Below are 18,547 nucleotides of genomic sequence, written 5' to 3'. Positions count from 1 at the left end.
AAAATGTAGCAAGATCACAGGATTAGAATATATTCACCCAAAATGAGAGAGAAAAGGCATTAATGCGCAAAAAAAACACTGAATGCTAAAACATCAAAAAATGCTATTATCCGCTAACCTGTTATCAGGCACCTGCTGTTTTAAGGATGAGGATAGTATATGGATCAGGCTGGAATTATTCGCGACCTGCTCACCTGGCTGGAAGGTCATCTCGACCAGCCTTTGTCACTGGATAATGTGGCGGCTAAAGCGGGCTATTCCAAGTGGCATCTGCAAAGGATGTTCAAGGATGTCACCGGTCATGCTATCGGTGCCTATATTCGCGCACGTCGTTTATCGAAATCTGCGGTGGCTTTGCGCCTGACCGCGCGGCCAATTCTGGATATTGCCCTGCAGTACCGTTTTGATTCGCAGCAGACCTTCACCCGTGCCTTTAAAAAACAGTTCTCGTTGACGCCAGCGCTCTATCGCCGCTCGCCTGACTGGAGCTCGTTTGGCATGCGTCCGCCGCTGCGTCTGGGCGAGTTCGCGATGCCGAAATACGAAATGGTCACTCTGCCGGAAACCCATCTGATCGGTACAACCCAGAGCTACTCGTGCTCTCTGGAGCAGATTTCTGAGTTCCGCCATCAGATGCGCGTCCAGTTCTGGCGCGATTTCCTGAGCCATGCGCCGGCCATTCCGCCGATCCTGTATGGCCTCAACGAAACGCATCCAAGCCAGGAAAAAGACGACGAGCAGGAGGTGTTTTACACCACCGCGCTGACGCCGGAGCTGGCGAATGGCTACATTCAGGGTTCGAAGCCGGTCGTGCTGGAAGGCGGCGAGTACGTGATGTTCTCGTATGAAGGACTGGGTACGGGCGTCCAGGAGTTTATCCTGACCGTTTACGGGACGTGCATGCCAATGCTGAATCTGAATCGCCGTAAAGGTCAGGATATCGAGCGCTACTACCCGGCGCAGGATGCCAAACCGGAAGAAGGCCCAATCAATCTGCGTATGGAATTCTTGATTCCTGTCCGTCGTTAACGCTGCAGTTCATCAAGCGCAGGGGCATCGAGATGCGAAATGTCCCCTGCCATCTCCACGACCCAGCCCGACGCCAGCCACGCGCTTTCCTGATAATCAATCCGTGAAATGGAGCAGTTACGCAGGCGTAACCGACGCTCAGCGTAAGCCGGTAACCCCAGAATAGTGCTCACCAGGCAGCCGAGCGCGATACCGTGACTCACCAGCAGCGGACGGCTGCCTGCCGGAAGCTTGAGGCATTCAGCCAGCGCGGCATGCATACGCACGCTCAGCTCCTGCATGGATTCCCCTTCAGGAATACGACCATCTTCGGTACCGTTCACCAGCGTGCGGCGCCAGCCCTCTTCCGTTTCCGTCAGCGTATCAATATGGCGCTTTTCCAGCACGCCCATATCCAGCTCGCGCAGGCGCGGCTCAAGCATCACATCGCAGCCGCAGGCGTCGGCAATGATGCGCGCCGTCTGCTGTGTGCGACCTAAATCGCTGGTAATAACGTGGGTAATGCCCAGCGTTCTGGCGCGTTCCGCCACCTGCCACGCTTGCTGCACACCCTTCTCGGTGAGAGGACTGTCTGACTGGCCTTGAATACGTCGCTCGGCGTTCCACTGCGTTTCACCGTGGCGAACAAGGTATACCTGTAACATGCTTTTTTTCCGTTATACTGCGATGAGTTTTTTTTGAATCGAGCTTAATTATGCACCATGTTGTCTCTGCTACCACCAATCCTGCCAAAATTCAGGCAATTCTAAAGGCTTTTGAAGAGATTTTCGGCGAAGGATCCTGCCATATTGAGGCCATCGGCGTCGAGAGTGGCGTACCTGAACAGCCGTTTGGCAGCGAGGAAACGCGCGCTGGCGCACGAAATCGCGTGGCAAATGCAAAAGCCGCGGCCCCGAAGGCTGACTTCTGGGTCGCCATTGAAGCAGGCATCGACGAAGGCGCAACCTTTAGCTGGGTGGTGATTGAAAGCCGTGAGCAGCGCGGCGAAGCGCGCTCAGCCACCCTGCCGCTGCCGGAGATCATTCTGGAAAAAGTCCGTGCAGGTGAAGCGCTCGGGCCGGTGATGTCACAGTACACCGGCATTGATGAGATTGGGCGTAAAGAAGGGGCGATTGGCGTCTTTACGGCGGGTAAGCTCACGCGTTCAGGGGTTTACCATCAGGCGGTGATCCTGGCGCTGAGCCCGTTTCATAACGCCATTTATCGTTGATCGCTCAATAAGACTGACTCGAGCCACTGGCGCAGCTCAACCGGCGCAGACTTCAGGCTGTTCGATCCACGGGTGATCGTCGCGATGCCCGCGCCCAGCTCGTTTTTCAGCTCGCGCTGGCTCATCTCACCGCGCAATAGCTCTTCAATAATCCGCACGCGCGTGCCCAGCGCCTCACGCTCGTCCGGCGTAAGCATCAGCTGCATGAGGGGTAGGTGCAAATCCTGCTCGTAAGACTGGCGAAGCAGCTCCACAAAACGAAGCCACTCCTGGTGACGCTGTTCGGCCATTGCCGAGGAATACGGGGAATGCTGGGTCATGTTATGCTGCCTCTTGTACTCTTTAGCGAGTACAGCATAACACAACCCATGCCGATCAGTAACGTCTCTGCCACTCGGCATCGCTCATCAGGGTATCTTTCTGCCCCATGAAGTAGCGATAGTAGGCGTCATAAGCCAGCACGTTCTTCACGTAGCCGCGCGTTTCCGAGAACGGAATGCTCTCCACGAACGCCACTGCGTCAATGCGTCCTGCACTGTTGCCAAGCCAGGTGCGCACGCGGCCCGGACCGGCGTTATACGCCGCCGACGCGAAGATGCGGTTATTGCCAAACTGCTGATAGACATACTGCAAATAGCTGGTGCCGATGTTGATGTTGGTATCCGGATCGAGAAGCTGTGACGGGCTGCTGTAACCTGGAATGTTGAACATCTTCACCGTATGCGTCGCCGTTCCCGGCATAATTTGCATCAGCCCGCTGGCACCCACCGGTGAACGAACTTTCGGGTTCCAGGCGCTCTCCTGACGGGCAATCGCCATGGCGTAGCTTTGCGGGATATCTTTGCCGCTGGTGTAGCGGTCAAACAGATCTTTATACGCCAGCGGGAAACGCTCTTCGAGATGGTCCCACAGCTTGCCTGAAATCGTCGCCTGCACGCTCAGATCCCACCAGCGATTATCAAACGCATAGCGGGCAAGCTGCGCTTTTTCATCCGTGGTGCGGCTGGTCACCAGGTTGGCCCACTCGCTGCGCGCGGTGTTATCCATGTTCCAGTACATCAGCTCGCGCACGCGCGCCATCTCTGGCCCCTGCGTCAGAGCGGGGTTCGCGTTAGCGGGCGCTTTGTCGATCTTAAGCGTGTACTCCTCGCCCAGCCGTTGCGCCGCCGCCATCGGGTAGAACCCGCGCTGCTGCATCAGCGAGTGAAGAATCTCTTTGGCTTCGTCTTCACGACCGCGCTCCATCAGCAGATCGGCCTGCCAGTAGCGCCATTCGTCCTTCTCTTTGGCTTCCATCGGCAAACGCGCGAGCCAGGTGTTGAGGCCACGGCGGTCGCCGGTGCCCAGCGCCATGCGCACGCGGCGCTCGACAAGCGAGGTCGAGTTTGAGCGCATGATCGCATCGTCACGCCAGCGCGCCTGTTCGTCGGTCACGTCCGTGCCCATCAGTCGCCAGGCCACGATGTCGCGCAGCTCCTGGGTTTGATCTTCATTCAGCTGCTGCGCCTGCACCAGCTGCGGGATCATCAGCCGCGCGTTTTCGACATCGTCACGCGCCACGCTGGCAAAAGCTACCGCCGCCATCTGGCGGGTAAAATCGGTCGAGCCCGTGCTGCGGGCAAAGGTCAGGACGCTGTTCGGATCGTTTGCCAGCGCGATAACCGCCGAGGAGATCGTCTGGTAATCGGACGGCATCTGCCCTGCCAGCGCGGTCACCAGACGCGTGTTGCCGGCTTTCATCGCCAGGCGGATGCGCTCAAGGTAGGCCAGCGGATCCTGCTTGCCGGAAGCGCGCCATGCGCCGAACAGGGAATCACAGGCGTTCGGCTGGCTTTTGCCGGTCAGCCACAGATCTTTCGCCCCGGCCCAGGCCTCTTCCTGCTGCCCGGTCGCCCATTTCGCATAGTAGTAATTACACTGCGCTTCGGTGGTATTCGGCTTGTCAGGGCTAAACGCCAGCAGGCCGCGCCAGTCTTCACGCCGCGCCAGCTCATTCACAAAACGAGACTGGAGATTTCGGGCAGGCGGCAGGGTCGGGTTCGCCTGAATGAAATTATTCACGGTGACGGTCGGTTGATTCATGAGATCGTCCGTGATCTGGCGATACTCAAGGTACGGATACAGCGGATAATCCTTCAGCGTCGGCATCAGCGCCTGCACGGTATCCATCTGCTTGTTGTCCCACGCCTGTTTAATCTGGGCGTAGCGGTTACGTTGTTCATCCAGTGAATCGGCATGCACCGCCTGGCTTACCGCCATTACGCATACGCTGGCAGCCAGCAGACGCCAGACCACCCGTTTGGCTTTTTCCACAAGCTCTTCCTCATTGTTTTTTCGTCAATTGCAGCGTCTTGCCACGTCAAAGTCACAACAACTTATGCTAACCAGGCATCCAGCAACGCGCCACGTCATGGACACTTTTTTACCTTTCTTGCGCGTTTTAACACTCCCGACGTTCCTGGCTGGGATTAGGGCGTGAAAAAGGCTACACTTCGAGGCTGAAATTCCTTCTCATTTACGATAAAAGAGGCGAAGTCCACGTGGCTCAATTCGTTTATACCATGCATCGTGTCGGCAAAGTTGTCCCGCCGAAACGTCATATTCTTAAAAATATCTCGCTGAGCTTCTTCCCGGGCGCAAAAATTGGTGTGCTGGGTCTCAACGGTGCCGGTAAGTCCACCCTGCTGCGCATCATGGCCGGCATCGATACAGACATCGAAGGTGAAGCCCGTCCGCAGCCAGGCATCAAGATCGGCTACCTGCCGCAGGAACCTCAGCTGAACCCGGAACACACCGTACGTGAATCCGTTGAAGAAGCGGTATCCGAAGTGGTTAACGCGCTGAAAGGTCTGGATGAAGTGTATGCCAAATACGCCGAGCCGGATGCGGACTTCGACAAACTGGCCGCTCAGCAGGGCAAATATGAAGAGATCATCCAGGCGCACGACGGTCACAACCTGAACGTGCAGCTGGAGCGCGCGGCGGATGCCCTGCGTCTGCCGGACTGGGATGCGAAAATCGCGAATCTCTCCGGTGGTGAACGCCGCCGCGTGGCGCTGTGCCGCCTGCTGCTGGAAAAACCAGACATGCTGCTGCTCGACGAACCGACCAACCACCTGGATGCGGAATCCGTGGCGTGGCTGGAGCGCTTCCTGCACGACTTCGAAGGCACCGTGGTGGCAATTACCCACGACCGTTACTTCCTCGACAACGTCGCCGGCTGGATCCTGGAGCTGGACCGCGGTGAAGGTATTCCGTGGGAAGGCAACTACTCTTCCTGGCTGGAGCAGAAAGATCAGCGTCTGGCGCAGGAAGCCTCTCAGGAAGCGGCCCGTCGCAAGTCTATCGAGAAAGAGCTGGAGTGGGTTCGTCAGGGCGCGAAAGGCCGTCAGTCTAAGGGCAAAGCCCGTCTGGCACGCTTTGAAGAACTGAACAACACCGAATACCAGAAACGTAACGAAACCAACGAACTGTTTATTCCACCTGGAGCACGTCTGGGGGATAAAGTGGTTGAAGTGACCAACCTGCGTAAGTCCTACGGTGACCGCGTGCTGATCGACGATCTGACCTTCTCCGTACCGAAAGGCGCTATCGTTGGCATCATCGGTCCGAACGGCGCGGGTAAATCGACCCTGTTCCGTATGATGTCCGGTCAGGAACAGCCAGACAGCGGCTCAATCACCCTGGGTGAAACCGTGAAGCTGGCCTCCGTTGACCAGTTCCGTGACGCGATGGATAACAGCAAAACCGTGTGGGAAGAAGTCTCCGGCGGTCTGGATATCATGCGTATCGGCAACACCGAGATGCCAAGCCGCGCCTACGTTGGCCGCTTTAACTTTAAGGGCACCGACCAGGGCAAACGCGTGGGCGAGCTGTCCGGCGGTGAGCGCGGACGTCTGCACCTGGCGAAGCTGCTGCAGGTGGGCGGTAACGTTCTGTTGCTCGATGAACCGACCAACGACCTGGATATCGAAACCCTGCGCGCACTGGAAAACGCCCTGCTGGAGTTCCCGGGCTGCGCCATGGTTATCTCGCACGACCGCTGGTTCCTGGACCGTATCGCGACCCACATCCTGGACTACCAGGACGAAGGTAAAGTGGAGTTCTTCGAAGGTAACTTCACCGAATACGAAGAGTACAAAAAACGCACGCTGGGCGCAGACGCACTGGAGCCGAAGCGTATTAAGTACAAGCGTATTGCGAAATAAAAGCAAAACGGCAACCTCGGTTGCCGTTTTTTATTCAGGGTGAGGGCATCAGACCGCACAACATCACCCACCCACGTAATACCGCTTCACCTCATCAAACTGCATCGCAAACTCGATATAGCTCATCAGCGCGGGCGAATTCAGCTTCCGGCTCGGATAGGCCAGCCAGAGATCGTTACCTTCAACGCGCCATTCCGGCAGCACCTGAACCAACGCCCCCTTTTCGATCTTATCTTCCAGCAGAAATGCGGGTAGCAGCGTGATCCCCGCCCCGGCAATCGCGCATTCGCGGGCGTACACCAGATTATCGGTCATGTGGCCGTTGTCCGGCAGGTAGCGGTAATCCTCACCCTCGCTTCGCAGCAGCCACTCCGACCACGCCCGGTGCGTAATACAGCGGTGCTCCACCAGCTGTCGGGGATGGATTAACGGCTCCCGGCGTGCCAGATAATCCGGCGAGGCCAGCATGTAGCGCGGGCAGTGCCCGATCATTCTGCCAATCAGAGAGGAGTCCTGCGGCTTGCCGGTGCGCAGCGCCACGTCAAAACCGGACTCGACCAGGTCCACCACGTCGTCAGAGATCGATACATCGAGCGACACGTCAGGATAGCGAAGCTGAAACTCGGCATTCATATGCGCCAGCAGGGTCGCGCCAATCCCCGCCGGGCAGGTAATACGCAGCCGGCCGCTGGGGTTTTCACGCAGGCGCTGAATGGCATACTCCGCCCGCTCGCTGGCCGCCAGCATCTCCCGACAGTGCACCAGATAGTGCTCGCCCGCGAACGTCAGGCTGATCCTGCGCGTCGTGCGATTCAGCAGACGGATCCCCACCTGCTGTTCCAGCTGGCTGATCCGCTGGCTGACGCTGGATTTCGGCAGTTCGGCTTTCTGCGCCGCCGCGGTGAAACTGCCCATCTCCGCCACCAGCGCAAACAGCGCCATATCCTGCAGCTGTTTAAACATGATTGTTCACCCTGTACGAACGCTGAGTTCATGATTGTCCATCTTATCATGCGGCTGGCCACTTAATAGACTAGCCTCAACAAAACGCATTCCATTGAGGAGCACACCATGTCAGTGAAAGCCATTGCCGTTAACCCAGAAAATCCGTCCACCTTCATTGAAATCACACCGCCAATGCCGACGCCTGGCGAACACGATCTGCTGGTAGAGGTGAAAGCCGTATCGATTAACCCGGTTGATACCAAAGTGCATGCAGGCATCGCCAAAAATGGGCTGAACGAGCCGCGAATTCTGGGGTGGGATGCCAGCGGGGTCGTCAAAGCCGCTGGAGCTGGCGTCACCGGTTTCAAACCAGGTGATGAGGTGTGGTACGCGGGCGACATCACCCGCCCGGGCAGCAATACCACTCATCAGCTGATAGATGCGCGCATTGTCGGCCACAAACCTGCCAGCCTCGGCTGGGCGGCAGCCGCTGCGCTACCCTTAACTGCGCTCACCGCGTGGGAAGGTCTGTTTGAACGGCTGAATATTCAGGACGCCGAAGCGGACAAAACCCTGCTGATCATCGGCGGCGCGGGCGGCGTGGGATCGCTGGCGATCCCGTTTGCGAAGCACAACAGCAAGGTGAAGATTATCGCAACCGCTTCACGAGAAGATTCCGCCCAATGGTGCCGCGATCGCGGTGCTGACATAGTGGTCAACTACCGCGATCTAAAAGGCGAGCTGGCGAAGCAGGGGCTTACCTTCGTGGATTATATTTTCATCCTCAACGACACCGACGGGCATTGGGATGCGGTCAGCGAACTGATTGCGCCGCAGGGGCATATTTGTTCCATCGTTGAGAATGAACATCCGCTGAACCAGGACAAGCTGAAGTCCAAATCCGCCGCCCTGCACTGGGAGTTTATGTACACTCGCAGCATGTACAAGACGGCTGATATGGCGCGTCAGGGTGAGATCTTAAATGAGGTGGCGAAGCTGGTGGATAACGGCGTGGTGGAAAGCTCGCTCAGCGAAACGCTGCACGGGCTGAGCGTGGAAAGCATTACCGAAGCGCACCGTAAGGTGTTGGAGGGGCATATGCGCGGGAAGGTGGTGGTTGAGTTCTGAGGTATTCCCCCTTCACCCCAAAAGGGCGAGGGGGAAGTTATTACCCCTGCTCCCCCATCATCTCCTTCACCAGCTCGACGCAGCGCAGGAAGCGGGTGTCATAATCCGACTCTTCCACATGCACAAACTCAACGTTGTTCTCGTTGAGCATCTCCACCAGCATGGTCTGGAACTCGCGCCTGTCCACCGAGCTGCCCAGGCTGCGCATGCCGTCGGCCACCCACGGGGTGTTGTTTTCCAGCAGGATCACCAGGTCAAAGCGGTATTCGTCAATCAGCGCCTGCACGAACGGGTGCTCGCGCCCCTCGTACTTTTTACAGAACGCCTGCGTGGTGACGAAATCGGTATCAATAAACGCCACTTTGTTAGCGTATTTCACCGCGAAATCAATGTACTGGGCGTGCCCGAGCGCGATTTTATCGTAGTCGGAATACTGCAGTGCCATCTCGTCGCCGCCGAGGTGAGAGAAGACGTAATCGCGTCCATACTCCCACGCGCTGGTGGTGTTGAAGATGTTCGCCAGCTTGTTGACCAGCGTTGATTTACCGCTCGACTCGCCGCCCAGAATAGCCACCGTACGCACGAAGAACGGCTTCACTTCGGTCGGAATATAATCCCAGTAGCGGAACGGGTTCTCGCGGATCTGCGCCCCGCTGATGTTCATAAAGGTGCGTTTCGGGTCGATCAGCACCGTCTCGATGCCCAGATGCTCGCGGAACTGCGGCGCGTCGGACTCTTCAGAGGTGTAGATCCAGTTAGGTGCAATGCCCTTCTCTTCCATAAACGCTTTGATGCCGTTGCTCCACACGTCCCAGCCGTGCGGGTACGGCTCCATGCCCTCTTCGTTAAAGGCATGAATGCGAATGTTTTTCTGGTACTTAAAGGTCTGAAGCAGCCAGCGCAGACGGTCAGGCACGGTGGGCTGCTGCGACATGGCGCTGTCTTCAAAGAGCTGGCGATCGCGCGTTTCGTCGTAGCCCATGATGATGTGCAGCTCGTCCACCTGGCTACAGGCGCGCTGGATCAGATAGATATGCCCGGTATGCAGCGGATAAAACTTGCCGAACACCACGCCGATGTTCTTTTGCATTCGCGGGAACTCCAGCCCCAGAAAGCGGTGCAGCGCTTCAAGCTTCTGCGCGCTGGGGCTTTTGATTTTGGCGTTCAGCAACTGGCTCAGGTAGCCTTTGGTCATGCCGCTGGCGTCCGCCACCTGCTGCAGCGTGCAGCCCTTCTGGCGGATCGCGGTCTTGATGTAGTCAAATGATGACATAAATTACGGTGCCTCCTGCAAAATCGAATACGTAATTATAAGTCGTCAAAGACATTTAACGCATCTGCGAGTTTCTTAACGCCAAAGACCTGCATCCCTTCCGGGATTTTTTTCGGCACGTTGGCGGCGGGAACGATCGCCCGACGGAAGCCGTGTTTTGCCGCTTCGGAGATACGCTCCTGGCCGCTGGGCACCGGACGGATTTCCCCGGCCAGACCCACTTCACCGAAGACGACCAGATCCTGCGGCAGCGGTCTGTCGCGCAGGCTGGAGACCATCGCCAGCAGCAGCGCCAGGTCTGCGCTGGTCTCAGTGACTTTCACCCCGCCAACCACGTTGACGAACACATCCTGATCCGCCATCTGCAGCCCGCCGTGACGGTGCAGCACCGCCAGCAGGATCGCCAGGCGGTTCTGCTCCAGACCGACCGCCACGCGCCGCGGGTTACCCATCATCGAGTGATCCACCAGCGCCTGAATTTCAACCAGCAGCGGGCGCGTCCCTTCCCACAGCACCATTACCGAACTGCCGGAGGTGATCTCATCGCCGCGGCTCAGGAAGATGGCCGACGGGTTGCTGACCTCGCGCAGCCCCTGCTCGGTCATAGCAAACACACCCAGCTCATTCACCGCGCCGAAGCGGTTCTTGTGGCTGCGCAGGGTGCGGAAGCGGGAATCCGCGTCGCCGTCGAGCATCACCGAGCAGTCGATACAGTGTTCGAGCACCTTCGGACCCGCCAGAGAGCCATCTTTGGTAACGTGGCCGACCATCACAATCGCCACGCCGCGCGTTTTGGCAAAGCGCGTCAGGTAAGCGGCGGTCTCACGCACCTGCGCCACGCTGCCCGGCGAGGACTGAATGTCCGCCATGTGCATTACCTGGATGGAGTCGATCACCATCAGCTTCGGCTGCTCTTCTTCGGCAATCATGCAGATCTGCTCGATGCTGGTTTCCGACAGCATGTTCAGGTTACCAGTCGGCAGGCCGAGACGGTGAGCGCGCATCGCCACCTGCTGGAGGGATTCTTCACCCGTCACGTACAGGGTTTTCATCTGTTCGGCGAGCTTGCAGAGCGTTTGCAGCAGCAGGGTCGATTTCCCCGCCCCTGGGTTACCGCCGATCAAAATCGCGCTGCCCGGCACCACGCCGCCGCCGAGCACGCGGTCAAACTCTTTGAAGCCGGTGGAAAAGCGCGGCAGCGCTTCCAGGCTGATATCAGAAAGCTTTTGCACCTTCGACACGCCTGCATTGCCCGCATAGCCGCTCAGGCGCTCATTGCGGGCCACGCTCGGCGAAGCCGCCACACCACGCACTTCGGTGATGGTGTTCCAGGCATGACAGGCGCTGCATTGCCCCTGCCAGCGCGGATAATCCGCACCACATTCATTACAGACAAATGCGCGTTTTGGAGCTTTCGCCACGGTTTACCTCGTTATTTCTGATTAAGGCTGCCGGAGAGAATGCAGAACACCCCCATCAGGTCAGCGTGACGGATAGTGACTTCCGTCTTTTCATTCACTTTTGGTTTGGCATGGTAGGCAATGCCAAGGCCAGCCACTTTGATCATTGGCAGATCGTTCGCGCCGTCGCCAATGCCGACGGTCTGCTCGACCGGAATCTCATACTTTTCCGCCAGGCGCGTCAGGGTATTGGCTTTGTACTGAGCATCCACGATATCGCCGATCACCTGGCCGGTCAGCTTGCCGTCCATGATTTCCAGCTCGTTAGCGACCACCGTGGTCAGATGCAGTTTCTCGCGTAGATAATCCGCAAAGAAGGTAAAGCCACCGGAGGCGATCGCCACTTTCCAGCCGAGGGACTGGAGCTTCAGCACCAGCTGCGTCAGCCCCGGCATCAGCGGCAGCACGTCGCGCACCTGGCGCAGGATGTTAGCATCGGCCCCTTTCAGGGTCGCCACGCGCTGGCGCAGGCTGGCGGTGAAGTCCAGCTCGCCGCGCATCGCACGCTCGGTGACTTCCGCCACCAGCTCACCGCTGCCTGCCAGTTTAGCAATCTCGTCAATACATTCGATCTGAATAGCGGTGGAGTCCATGTCCATCACCAGCAGACCCGGCGTTTTCAGGTGCGGAATTTTGCCGAGAGGCGCTACGTCCAGCCCGGCGTCATGCGCCAGACGCGTGGCGCGCTGCGTCAGGGAACCCGCGAGGCGAATGACCTGGTAATCTTCCACGCACCAGGCGGCAACAATGACCATCGCCGCGCCCAGTTTGGTTTGATACTGGGTCAGGCGTTGCTTATCCAGACCGCGTCCATAGAGGAGCCAGCCGCTACGGCCAGCGTGGTAATCCAGAGGCATCACCTCATCGCCACTTAACGAGAGCGGCAATCCTGGCCATAAAGAGACATCCGTTGGCAGGTCACACCAGGTAATGTTCGGCATTAAAGCTCCTGTAATTTTGTTCGCGCCGGAAGGTTCCAGAGGGAAAATAACGCATGAGGCTACCCTGTAACCATCACTTCTGGCAACATTAAGCCCTAAATTTTCAGCAGGTGGAATATGGCTCGCGCAAAACTGAAATTCCGGCTTCATCGCGCCGTGATTGTCCTGATCTGTCTCGCACTGTTAGTCGCATTGATGCAAGGGGCATCGTGGTTTAGCCAGAATCATCAGCGGCAGCGCAACCCGCAGTTTGAAGAGCTGGCCCGTACCCTGGCGCGTCAGGTGACGCTTAACGTTGCGCCCCTGATGCGCAATGAAACGCCGGACGATAAGCGGATAGGCCAGGTCTTGCGTCAGCTCACGGAAAACAGCCGCATTCTGGATGCGGGCGTGTACGATGAAAAAGGCGACCTGATTGTCCGCGCCGGTGAGCACGTCGACGTGCGCGACAGGCTGGCGCTGGACGGCAAAAAAGCCGGAGGCTATTTCAACCAGCAGATTGTCGAACCCGTTCAGGGTAAAAATGGCCCGCTGGGGTATCTGCGCCTGACGCTGGATACCCACACCCTGCCAACAGAAGCTAAGCAGGTGGATAACACCACCAATATTCTGCGCCTGATGCTGTTACTCTCGCTGGCGATTGGCGTCGTGCTGGCGCGCACATTGCTTCAGGGCAAGCGTACCCGCTGGCAGCAGTCGCCGTTCCTGCTGACCGCCAGCAGGTCGGTTCCCGAAGACGAAGAGAGCGAGAAGAAGGAATAGTGATAAAGTAGGCGAAAGATATGGAAAAGGAACTCTGCCATGACGACGTTACGCCTGCTTATCTCTGACTCTCACGATCCCTGGTTTAATCTCGCGGTTGAAGAGTGCATCTTCCGCCAGATGCCCGCCACCCAGCGCGTCCTGTTTCTCTGGCGTAACGCCGATACGGTGGTCATCGGCCGCGCGCAAAACCCGTGGAAAGAGTGCAACACCCGGCGTATGGAAGAGGACAACGTCCGTCTCGCACGCAGGAGCAGCGGCGGCGGCGCGGTGTTTCACGATCTGGGCAATACCTGTTTTACCTTTATGGCGGGAAAACCGGAATACGACAAAACTATCTCTACGTCTATTGTGCTCAATGCGCTCAATGCGCTCGGCGTGACGGCTGAAGCCTCGGGGCGGAACGATCTCGTGGTCAAAACGCCCGAGGGCGACCGCAAGATCTCCGGCTCCGCCTACCGCGAAACGATGGATCGCGGGTTCCACCACGGCACCCTGCTGCTGAACGCCGACCTGAGCCGTCTGGCGAACTACCTTAATCCTGATAAGAAAAAGCTCCAGGCTAAGGGCATTACCTCCGTGCGCGGACGCGTGGCGAATCTGGTGGAGCTGCTGCCGGGGATTACGCACGAGCAGATTTGCGACGCGATCCGTGAAGCGTTCTTTGAACATTACGGCGAGCGCGTGGATGCGGAAGTGATTTCACCGGATAAGACCCCGGATCTGCCCAACTTCGCCGAAACATTTGCACGCCAGAGCAGCTGGGAATGGAACTTCGGCCAGGCACCGGCGTTTTCACACCTGCTGGACGAACGTTTTACCTGGGGCGGCGTGGAGCTGCACTTTGACGTGGAGAAAGGCCACATTACCCGCACGCAGGTGTTTACGGACAGCCTCAACCCGGCACCGCTGGAAGCGCTGGCGGCCCGCTTGCAGGGCTGTTTGTATCGGGCGGATATGCTGCAGCAGGAGTGCGACGCGTTAATGGGGGATTTCCCGGAGCAGGAACAAGAGTTGCGGGACTTATCGGCATGGATTGCGCAGGCAGTACGCTAGTAAAAAAGCCCGCTGGCGCTGCGCTTAGCGGGCCTGGAAAACCGTAGGCCGGGTCAGGCGAAGCCGCCACCCGGCACAACAGCTCTTACTCTTTATCGCCCAGCAGAACGGATTCCAGCGCGATTTTGATCATGTCATTGAAGGTGGTCTGACGCTCGGCAGCGGTGGTCTGCTCGTGGGTACGGATGTGGTCAGACACGGTGCAGATGGTCAGCGCTTTCGCACCAAACTCAGCCGCCACGCCGTAGATACCCGCCGCTTCCATTTCCACGCCCAGGATGCCGTATTTTTCCATCACGTCGAACATGTCGCCTTCTGGCGAGTAGAACAGATCGGCAGAGAACAGGTTGCCCACGCGCGCGTCAACGCCCAGCGCTTTTGCCGCGTCAACCGCGTTACGCACCATGTCAAAGTCAGCGATTGCCGCAAAGTCATGATCCTTAAAGCGGATGCGGTTAACTTTAGAGTCGGTACACGCGCCCATGCCGATCACCACGTCACGCAGCTTAACGTCCATACGCACCGCACCGCAGGAGCCTACGCGGATGATTTTCTTCACGCCGAAATCGGTAATCAGCTCTTTGGTGTAGATGGAGCAGGATGGGATACCCATGCCGTGGCCCATAACGGAGATTTTGCGGCCTTTATAGGTACCGGTGAAGCCCAGCATGCCGCGAACGTTGTTCACTTCACGCACGTCTTCGAGGAAAGTTTCTGCAATGTGCTTCGCGCGCAGCGGGTCGCCCGGCATCAATACGACGTCAGCGAAATCACCCATTTCTGCATTAATGTGAGGAGTTGCCATCTTCAGTTCCTTTTACATTGTTGTTTTTGCCGGGTGGCGGCTACGCCTTACCCGGCTTACATTCTGTTCTCCCTCTCCCTGTGGGAGAGGGCCGGGGTGAGGGCATCAGGCCGCACCCAATCCGTTTAGAACATGGCCTTGCCATATTCCATGTCAGACGTACCAAAGTATTTCGCCAGGGTCTGGCCGATGTCCGCGAAGGTTTCACGGTGACCGAGCGAGCCTGGCTTCACTTTCGGGCCGTACACCAGTACCGGAATGTGCTCACGGGTGTGGTCGGTACCGGTCCAGGTTGGGTCACAGCCGTGGTCTGCGGTCAGGATCAGAATGTCATCTTCCCCCACCAGCTCCATCAGCTCCGGCAGACGGCGGTCAAACAGTTCCAGGCCCGCAGCATAACCGGCTACATCGCGACGGTGGCCCCAGGAGGAGTCGAAGTCCACGAAGTTGGTGAAGACAATGGTCTTATCGCCCGCTTCTTTCATCTCTTTGATAGTGGCATCGAACAGCGCATCCAGACCGGTCGCTTTTACTTTTTTGGTGATACCGCAGTTGGCGTAGATATCCGCTATTTTGCCCACGGACACCACGTGACCGCCCTTCTCGTCGACGAGCTTTTGCAGCACGGTAGGTGCCGGTGGCTCAACGGCCAGGTCATGACGGTTACCGGTACGCTGGAAGTTACCCGCTTTGTCGCCGATAAACGGACGCGCGATTACGCGGCCAATGTTGTAGCCGCCTTCGGTCAGCTCTTCACGGGCGATTTCGCACAGTTCGTAGAGTTTATCCAGGCCAAACGTCTCTTCGTGGCAGGCAATCTGGAACACGGAGTCAGCAGAGGTGTAGAAAATCGGCTTGCCGGTTTTCATGTGCTCTTCGCCGAGCTGATCCAGAATCACGGTGCCGGAAGAGTGGCAGTTACCGAGGTAGCCCGGCAGGTTGGCACGCTTCACCAGCTTATCGAGCAGCTCCTGCGGGAAGCTGTTCTCGTGATCGGAGAAGTAGCCCCAGTCAAACAGCACCGGCACACCGGCGATTTCCCAGTGACCGGAAGGGGTATCTTTCCCGGAAGAGAGCTCGTGCGCCCAGGCGTAGGCGCCCACCACTTCCGCGTTGCCGTCCATACCGGCTGCGATTTTACCGGTAGAGCCTTCATGCGCTTTTACCAGCCCGAGGCGGGTCAGATTAGGTAGAGTCAGAGGGCCTTTACGACCGTTGTCCGCTTCGCCTTTTGCACAGGCTTCCGCGATGTGACCCATGGTATCGGAACCCACGTCACCAAAACGTTCTGCATCTTCGGTTGCGCCGATGCCGAATGAGTCCAGCACCATAATAAATGCACGTTTCATAATTGTTCTCCGTACTTAGTGCTTCATAAAAATGCGATCAGATCAGTATACCGCTATTCAGTGATACGACGATAGACCGTCGGTGTGGTTTCCGGTGCTTTATCGTCAAGAGATATTGCCGCTTTCACCGCTTTCGCCGCGTCCTGCCAGCTGGCTTCGTCTTTCGCGTGGATCACTGCCAGCGGACGTTGGCCGTCAACGCTGTCGCCCAGACGGGCCATGTCGGTAAAGCCGACGCTGTAATCAATAGTGTCCGATGCCTGACGACGACCGCCACCCATAGATACAACAGCCATGCCAAGCGCGCGGGTGTCCATGGCGGAGACAAAACCTTCGCCATCCGCATAAACAGCTTTGCTGAGCATCGCGGTTGGCAGGTATTTCGCGTAGTTTTCGACGAAATCGGTCGGGCCTTTTTGCGCCGCCACCATGCGGCCAAAGATCTCCGCCGCTTTGCCGTTGTCCAGCACCGCCTGAAGCTTCGCGCGGGCTTCCGCGTCGTCTTTGGCCAGCTTGCCGGAAATCAGCATCTCCACGCACAGCGCCATGGTGACATCGAACAGGCGCGGGTTACGGTATTCACCTGTGAGGAACTGCACGGCTTCGCGGACTTCAACCGCGTTACCGGCGCTGGAGGCCAGCACCTGGTTCATGTCGGTCAGCAGCGCGGTGGTGCGCACGCCCGCGCCGTTGGAGACGCCAACGATCGCTTCGGCAAGCTGAGCAGAGAGTTCATAGGTCGGCATAAACGCGCCGCTGCCCACCTTCACGTCCATCACCAGCGCGTCCAGCCCTTCCGCCAGTTTTTTGGCGAGGATAGAGGCGGTGATCAGCGGGATGGAGTCTACGGTGGCGGTAATATCACGCGTCGCGTAAAAACGCTTGTCTGCCGGAGCAAGAGAGCTGGTCTGGCCGATAATCGCCACGCCAACGTCTTTAATAATATCGCGGAAGCGATTGTCATCCGGGAAGATATCGAAGCCCGGAATGGCTTCCAGTTTGTCGAGCGTACCGCCGGTGTGGCCCAGGCCGCGCCCGGAGATCATGGGAACGTAACCGCCGCAGGCTGCCACCATAGGGCCGAGCATCAGCGAAGTCACATCACCCACGCCGCCGGTGGAGTGTTTGTCCACAATCGGGCCGTTAAGGTTGAGGCTTTTCCAGTCCAGAACGGTTCCTGAATCTCGCATCGCCATGGTCAGCGACACGCGCTCAGGCATCGACATATCGTGGAAGAAAATGGTCATCGCCAGAGCCGCAATCTGCCCTTCTGAGACGGTGTTGTCACGAATGCCGTTGATGAAGAAGCGAATTTCTTCGTCGCTTAAAGCAAGACCATCACGTTTTTTACGAATAATTTCTTGTGCGAGAAACACGGTAACCCCCATGCGGAATCGGGTGAATGGCGGCGGGTACGCTTACCCGCCCTGCGATCCTGTAGGCCGGATAAGCGAAGCGCCATCCGGCATTGTCTGGCAATCAGTAGCTGCTTGCGCTCTTACCGTCGCCGTGACCCAGCGCCTTCAGCAGGCTGGCCAGCAGGCTGGACGCGCCGAAGCGGTAGTGGCGGGAGTCAGCCCACTCAGCGCCAAACAGTTCGTCGGCAATCGCCAGGAACTGCTGCGCGTCTTCCGCGGTACGTACGCCGCCCGCAGGCTTGAAGCCAACGGTTTTGGACACGCCCATATCGCGGATAACTTCCATCATGATGCGCGCGCTTTCCGGGGTCGCATTGACCGCCACTTTACCGGTAGAGGTTTTAATGAAATCCGCACCGGCTTTGATGGAGATTTCTGAAGCCTTACGAATCAGCGCCTCTTCTTTCAGCTCGCCGGTTTCGATGATCACTTTGAGCAGCACGTTTGCCGCCGCACACGCGTCTTTACAGGCTTTCACCAGGTCAAAACCGACCTGCTCGTTGCCGGCAATCAGCGCGCGGTACGGGAACACCACGTCAACTTCGTCTGCGCCGTAGGCAATTGCCGCGCGGGTTTCCGCCAGCGCAATCTCAATGTCGTCATTGCCGTGCGGGAAGTTAGTCACGGTTGCAATGCGCACGTCCGGCGTGCCCTGCTCTTTCAGCGTTTTGCGGGCAATCGGGATAAAGCGCGGGTAGATACAGACGGCGGCGGTGTTACCCACTGGCGTTTTTGCCTGATGGCACAGGGCGATGACTTTTTCATTGGTGTCGTCATCGTTCAGGGTGGTCAGGTCCATCAGCTTCAACGCGCGCAGGCTGCTTGCAGTTAAATCGGTCATAACATTCTCCAACGGCAGTGCCGTATAAATTTTACCTTGCGGGTCTGTGAGTATTCTAACATTCACCCGCATCCACACTTCGACATTCATCACAGTTAATGAAAACTGCGTACAAATTTGCA

Annotated in this window: 17 protein-coding genes; 6 read left to right on the top strand and 11 right to left on the bottom strand. The window is 57.8% G+C overall.

What is annotated here, in order from left to right; genetic code table 11:
- The first annotated feature begins 159 nt into the window (after positions 1 to 159).
- Entirely contained in the window at positions 160 to 1,029 is an 870-nt protein-coding gene (gene robA / locus DG357_RS03490; protein ID WP_028015450.1) for an MDR efflux pump AcrAB transcriptional activator RobA, read from the top strand.
- On the opposite strand, the gene gpmB is transcribed toward robA, so the two are convergent.
- Positions 1,026 to 1,673, bottom strand: coding sequence for a 2,3-diphosphoglycerate-dependent phosphoglycerate mutase GpmB (gpmB, locus tag DG357_RS03485; protein WP_008502057.1), 648 nt, complete (start codon positions 1,671 to 1,673; stop codon positions 1,026 to 1,028). The two genes, robA and gpmB, sit on opposite strands and share 4 nt — an antisense overlap.
- 50 nt (positions 1,674 to 1,723) lie before the next feature.
- On the opposite strand from gpmB, the gene yjjX reads away from it, so the two are divergent.
- Positions 1,724 to 2,239: an inosine/xanthosine triphosphatase gene (gene yjjX / locus DG357_RS03480; RefSeq protein ID WP_041911281.1), complete on the top strand. Its 516-nt coding sequence runs from the start codon at positions 1,724 to 1,726 to the stop codon at positions 2,237 to 2,239.
- On the opposite strand, the gene trpR is transcribed toward yjjX, so the two are convergent.
- Both trpR and sltY read right to left on the bottom strand, forming a co-directional pair.
- On the bottom strand, positions 2,230 to 2,559 hold the full coding sequence (gene trpR, locus DG357_RS03475; protein ID WP_024907404.1) for a trp operon repressor: 330 nt from the start codon (positions 2,557 to 2,559) through the stop codon (positions 2,230 to 2,232). The genes yjjX and trpR overlap by 10 nt on opposite strands.
- Before the next feature lie 55 nt (positions 2,560 to 2,614).
- Positions 2,615 to 4,552 (bottom strand): murein transglycosylase, encoded by a 1,938-nt coding sequence (gene sltY / locus DG357_RS03470; RefSeq protein WP_048960647.1) that lies wholly within the window; start codon positions 4,550 to 4,552, stop codon positions 2,615 to 2,617.
- A gap of 227 nt (positions 4,553 to 4,779) precedes the next feature.
- Between sltY and ettA the strand changes: the two genes are divergently transcribed.
- Positions 4,780 to 6,447 (top strand): energy-dependent translational throttle protein EttA, encoded by a 1,668-nt coding sequence (ettA, locus tag DG357_RS03465; RefSeq protein ID WP_003856515.1) that lies wholly within the window; start codon positions 4,780 to 4,782, stop codon positions 6,445 to 6,447.
- Positions 6,448 to 6,510: 63 nt separating this feature from the next.
- Here the strand turns inward: ettA and DG357_RS03460 are convergent, their stop codons facing one another.
- Entirely contained in the window at positions 6,511 to 7,410 is a 900-nt protein-coding gene (locus tag DG357_RS03460) for a LysR family transcriptional regulator (RefSeq protein ID WP_047367295.1), read from the bottom strand.
- Positions 7,411 to 7,518: 108 nt separating this feature from the next.
- Between DG357_RS03460 and DG357_RS03455 the strand changes: the two genes are divergently transcribed.
- A complete protein-coding gene (locus DG357_RS03455) occupies positions 7,519 to 8,520 on the top strand; it encodes a zinc-binding alcohol dehydrogenase family protein (protein WP_088204595.1) in 1,002 nt (333 codons plus the stop codon).
- Between the two features lie 40 nt (positions 8,521 to 8,560).
- Here DG357_RS03455 and nadR read toward each other — a convergent pair whose 3' ends face one another.
- From nadR to serB, 3 genes are read right to left on the bottom strand one after another with little or no spacing between them, the layout of a single operon-like run.
- The gene (gene nadR / locus DG357_RS03450) at positions 8,561 to 9,793 is read right to left on the bottom strand and encodes a multifunctional transcriptional regulator/nicotinamide-nucleotide adenylyltransferase/ribosylnicotinamide kinase NadR (RefSeq protein ID WP_003856522.1); all 1,233 of its coding nucleotides are present in this window, start codon (positions 9,791 to 9,793) and stop codon (positions 8,561 to 8,563) included.
- A 35-nt stretch (positions 9,794 to 9,828) separates the two neighbouring features.
- Complete coding sequence (gene radA, locus DG357_RS03445) at positions 9,829 to 11,214, bottom strand: DNA repair protein RadA (RefSeq protein WP_003856523.1); 1,386 nt, start codon at positions 11,212 to 11,214, stop codon at positions 9,829 to 9,831.
- Between the two features lie 11 nt (positions 11,215 to 11,225).
- Positions 11,226 to 12,194, bottom strand: a complete 969-nt coding sequence (gene serB, locus DG357_RS03440; RefSeq protein ID WP_028015444.1) for a phosphoserine phosphatase — start codon at positions 12,192 to 12,194, stop codon at positions 11,226 to 11,228.
- A gap of 117 nt (positions 12,195 to 12,311) precedes the next feature.
- Between serB and DG357_RS03435 the strand changes: the two genes are divergently transcribed.
- The gene (locus tag DG357_RS03435) at positions 12,312 to 12,956 is read left to right on the top strand and encodes a YtjB family periplasmic protein (RefSeq protein ID WP_088204596.1); all 645 of its coding nucleotides are present in this window, start codon (positions 12,312 to 12,314) and stop codon (positions 12,954 to 12,956) included.
- A 39-nt stretch (positions 12,957 to 12,995) separates the two neighbouring features.
- Positions 12,996 to 14,012: a lipoate--protein ligase LplA gene (gene lplA / locus DG357_RS03430; protein WP_028015442.1), complete on the top strand. Its 1,017-nt coding sequence runs from the start codon at positions 12,996 to 12,998 to the stop codon at positions 14,010 to 14,012.
- An 85-nt stretch (positions 14,013 to 14,097) separates the two neighbouring features.
- Here lplA and deoD read toward each other — a convergent pair whose 3' ends face one another.
- From deoD to deoC, 4 genes are all read right to left on the bottom strand, one after another.
- Entirely contained in the window at positions 14,098 to 14,817 is a 720-nt protein-coding gene (deoD, locus tag DG357_RS03425) for a purine-nucleoside phosphorylase (protein WP_003856538.1), read from the bottom strand.
- 125 nt (positions 14,818 to 14,942) lie between these two features.
- Positions 14,943 to 16,166 (bottom strand): phosphopentomutase, encoded by a 1,224-nt coding sequence (deoB, locus tag DG357_RS03420; RefSeq protein ID WP_025912138.1) that lies wholly within the window; start codon positions 16,164 to 16,166, stop codon positions 14,943 to 14,945.
- Positions 16,167 to 16,219: 53 nt separating this feature from the next.
- Positions 16,220 to 17,542, bottom strand: coding sequence for a thymidine phosphorylase (gene deoA / locus DG357_RS03415; RefSeq protein ID WP_041911290.1), 1,323 nt, complete (start codon positions 17,540 to 17,542; stop codon positions 16,220 to 16,222).
- Positions 17,543 to 17,645: 103 nt separating this feature from the next.
- Positions 17,646 to 18,425: a deoxyribose-phosphate aldolase gene (gene deoC / locus DG357_RS03410; RefSeq protein ID WP_197710699.1), complete on the bottom strand. Its 780-nt coding sequence runs from the start codon at positions 18,423 to 18,425 to the stop codon at positions 17,646 to 17,648.
- Positions 18,426 to 18,547: the final 122 nt, after the last annotated feature.

The organism is Enterobacter bugandensis, assembly GCF_900324475.1.
Lineage (GTDB): Bacteria > Pseudomonadota > Gammaproteobacteria > Enterobacterales > Enterobacteriaceae > Enterobacter > Enterobacter bugandensis.
Note: the sequence above shows the minus strand (reverse complement) of the source record. Positions and strands in the feature narration are given on the sequence as shown.

What these genes read in the sequence shown, in the direction of transcription:
- robA (WP_028015450.1), top strand. Translation starts at nt 160, where the DNA reads ATGGATCAGGCTGGAATTATTCGCGACCTGCTCACCTGGCTGGAAGGT.
- gpmB (WP_008502057.1), bottom strand. Translation starts at nt 1,673, where the DNA reads ATGTTACAGGTATACCTTGTTCGCCACGGTGAAACGCAGTGGAACGCC.
- yjjX (WP_041911281.1), top strand. Translation starts at nt 1,724, where the DNA reads ATGCACCATGTTGTCTCTGCTACCACCAATCCTGCCAAAATTCAGGCA.
- trpR (WP_024907404.1), bottom strand. Translation starts at nt 2,559, where the DNA reads ATGACCCAGCATTCCCCGTATTCCTCGGCAATGGCCGAACAGCGTCAC.
- DG357_RS03460 (WP_047367295.1), bottom strand. Translation starts at nt 7,410, where the DNA reads ATGTTTAAACAGCTGCAGGATATGGCGCTGTTTGCGCTGGTGGCGGAG.
- DG357_RS03455 (WP_088204595.1), top strand. Translation starts at nt 7,519, where the DNA reads ATGTCAGTGAAAGCCATTGCCGTTAACCCAGAAAATCCGTCCACCTTC.
- nadR (WP_003856522.1), bottom strand. Translation starts at nt 9,793, where the DNA reads ATGTCATCATTTGACTACATCAAGACCGCGATCCGCCAGAAGGGCTGC.
- serB (WP_028015444.1), bottom strand. Translation starts at nt 12,194, where the DNA reads ATGCCGAACATTACCTGGTGTGACCTGCCAACGGATGTCTCTTTATGG.
- DG357_RS03435 (WP_088204596.1), top strand. Translation starts at nt 12,312, where the DNA reads ATGGCTCGCGCAAAACTGAAATTCCGGCTTCATCGCGCCGTGATTGTC.
- lplA (WP_028015442.1), top strand. Translation starts at nt 12,996, where the DNA reads ATGACGACGTTACGCCTGCTTATCTCTGACTCTCACGATCCCTGGTTT.
- deoD (WP_003856538.1), bottom strand. Translation starts at nt 14,817, where the DNA reads ATGGCAACTCCTCACATTAATGCAGAAATGGGTGATTTCGCTGACGTC.
- deoB (WP_025912138.1), bottom strand. Translation starts at nt 16,166, where the DNA reads ATGAAACGTGCATTTATTATGGTGCTGGACTCATTCGGCATCGGCGCA.
- deoC (WP_197710699.1), bottom strand. Translation starts at nt 18,425, where the DNA reads ATGACCGATTTAACTGCAAGCAGCCTGCGCGCGTTGAAGCTGATGGAC.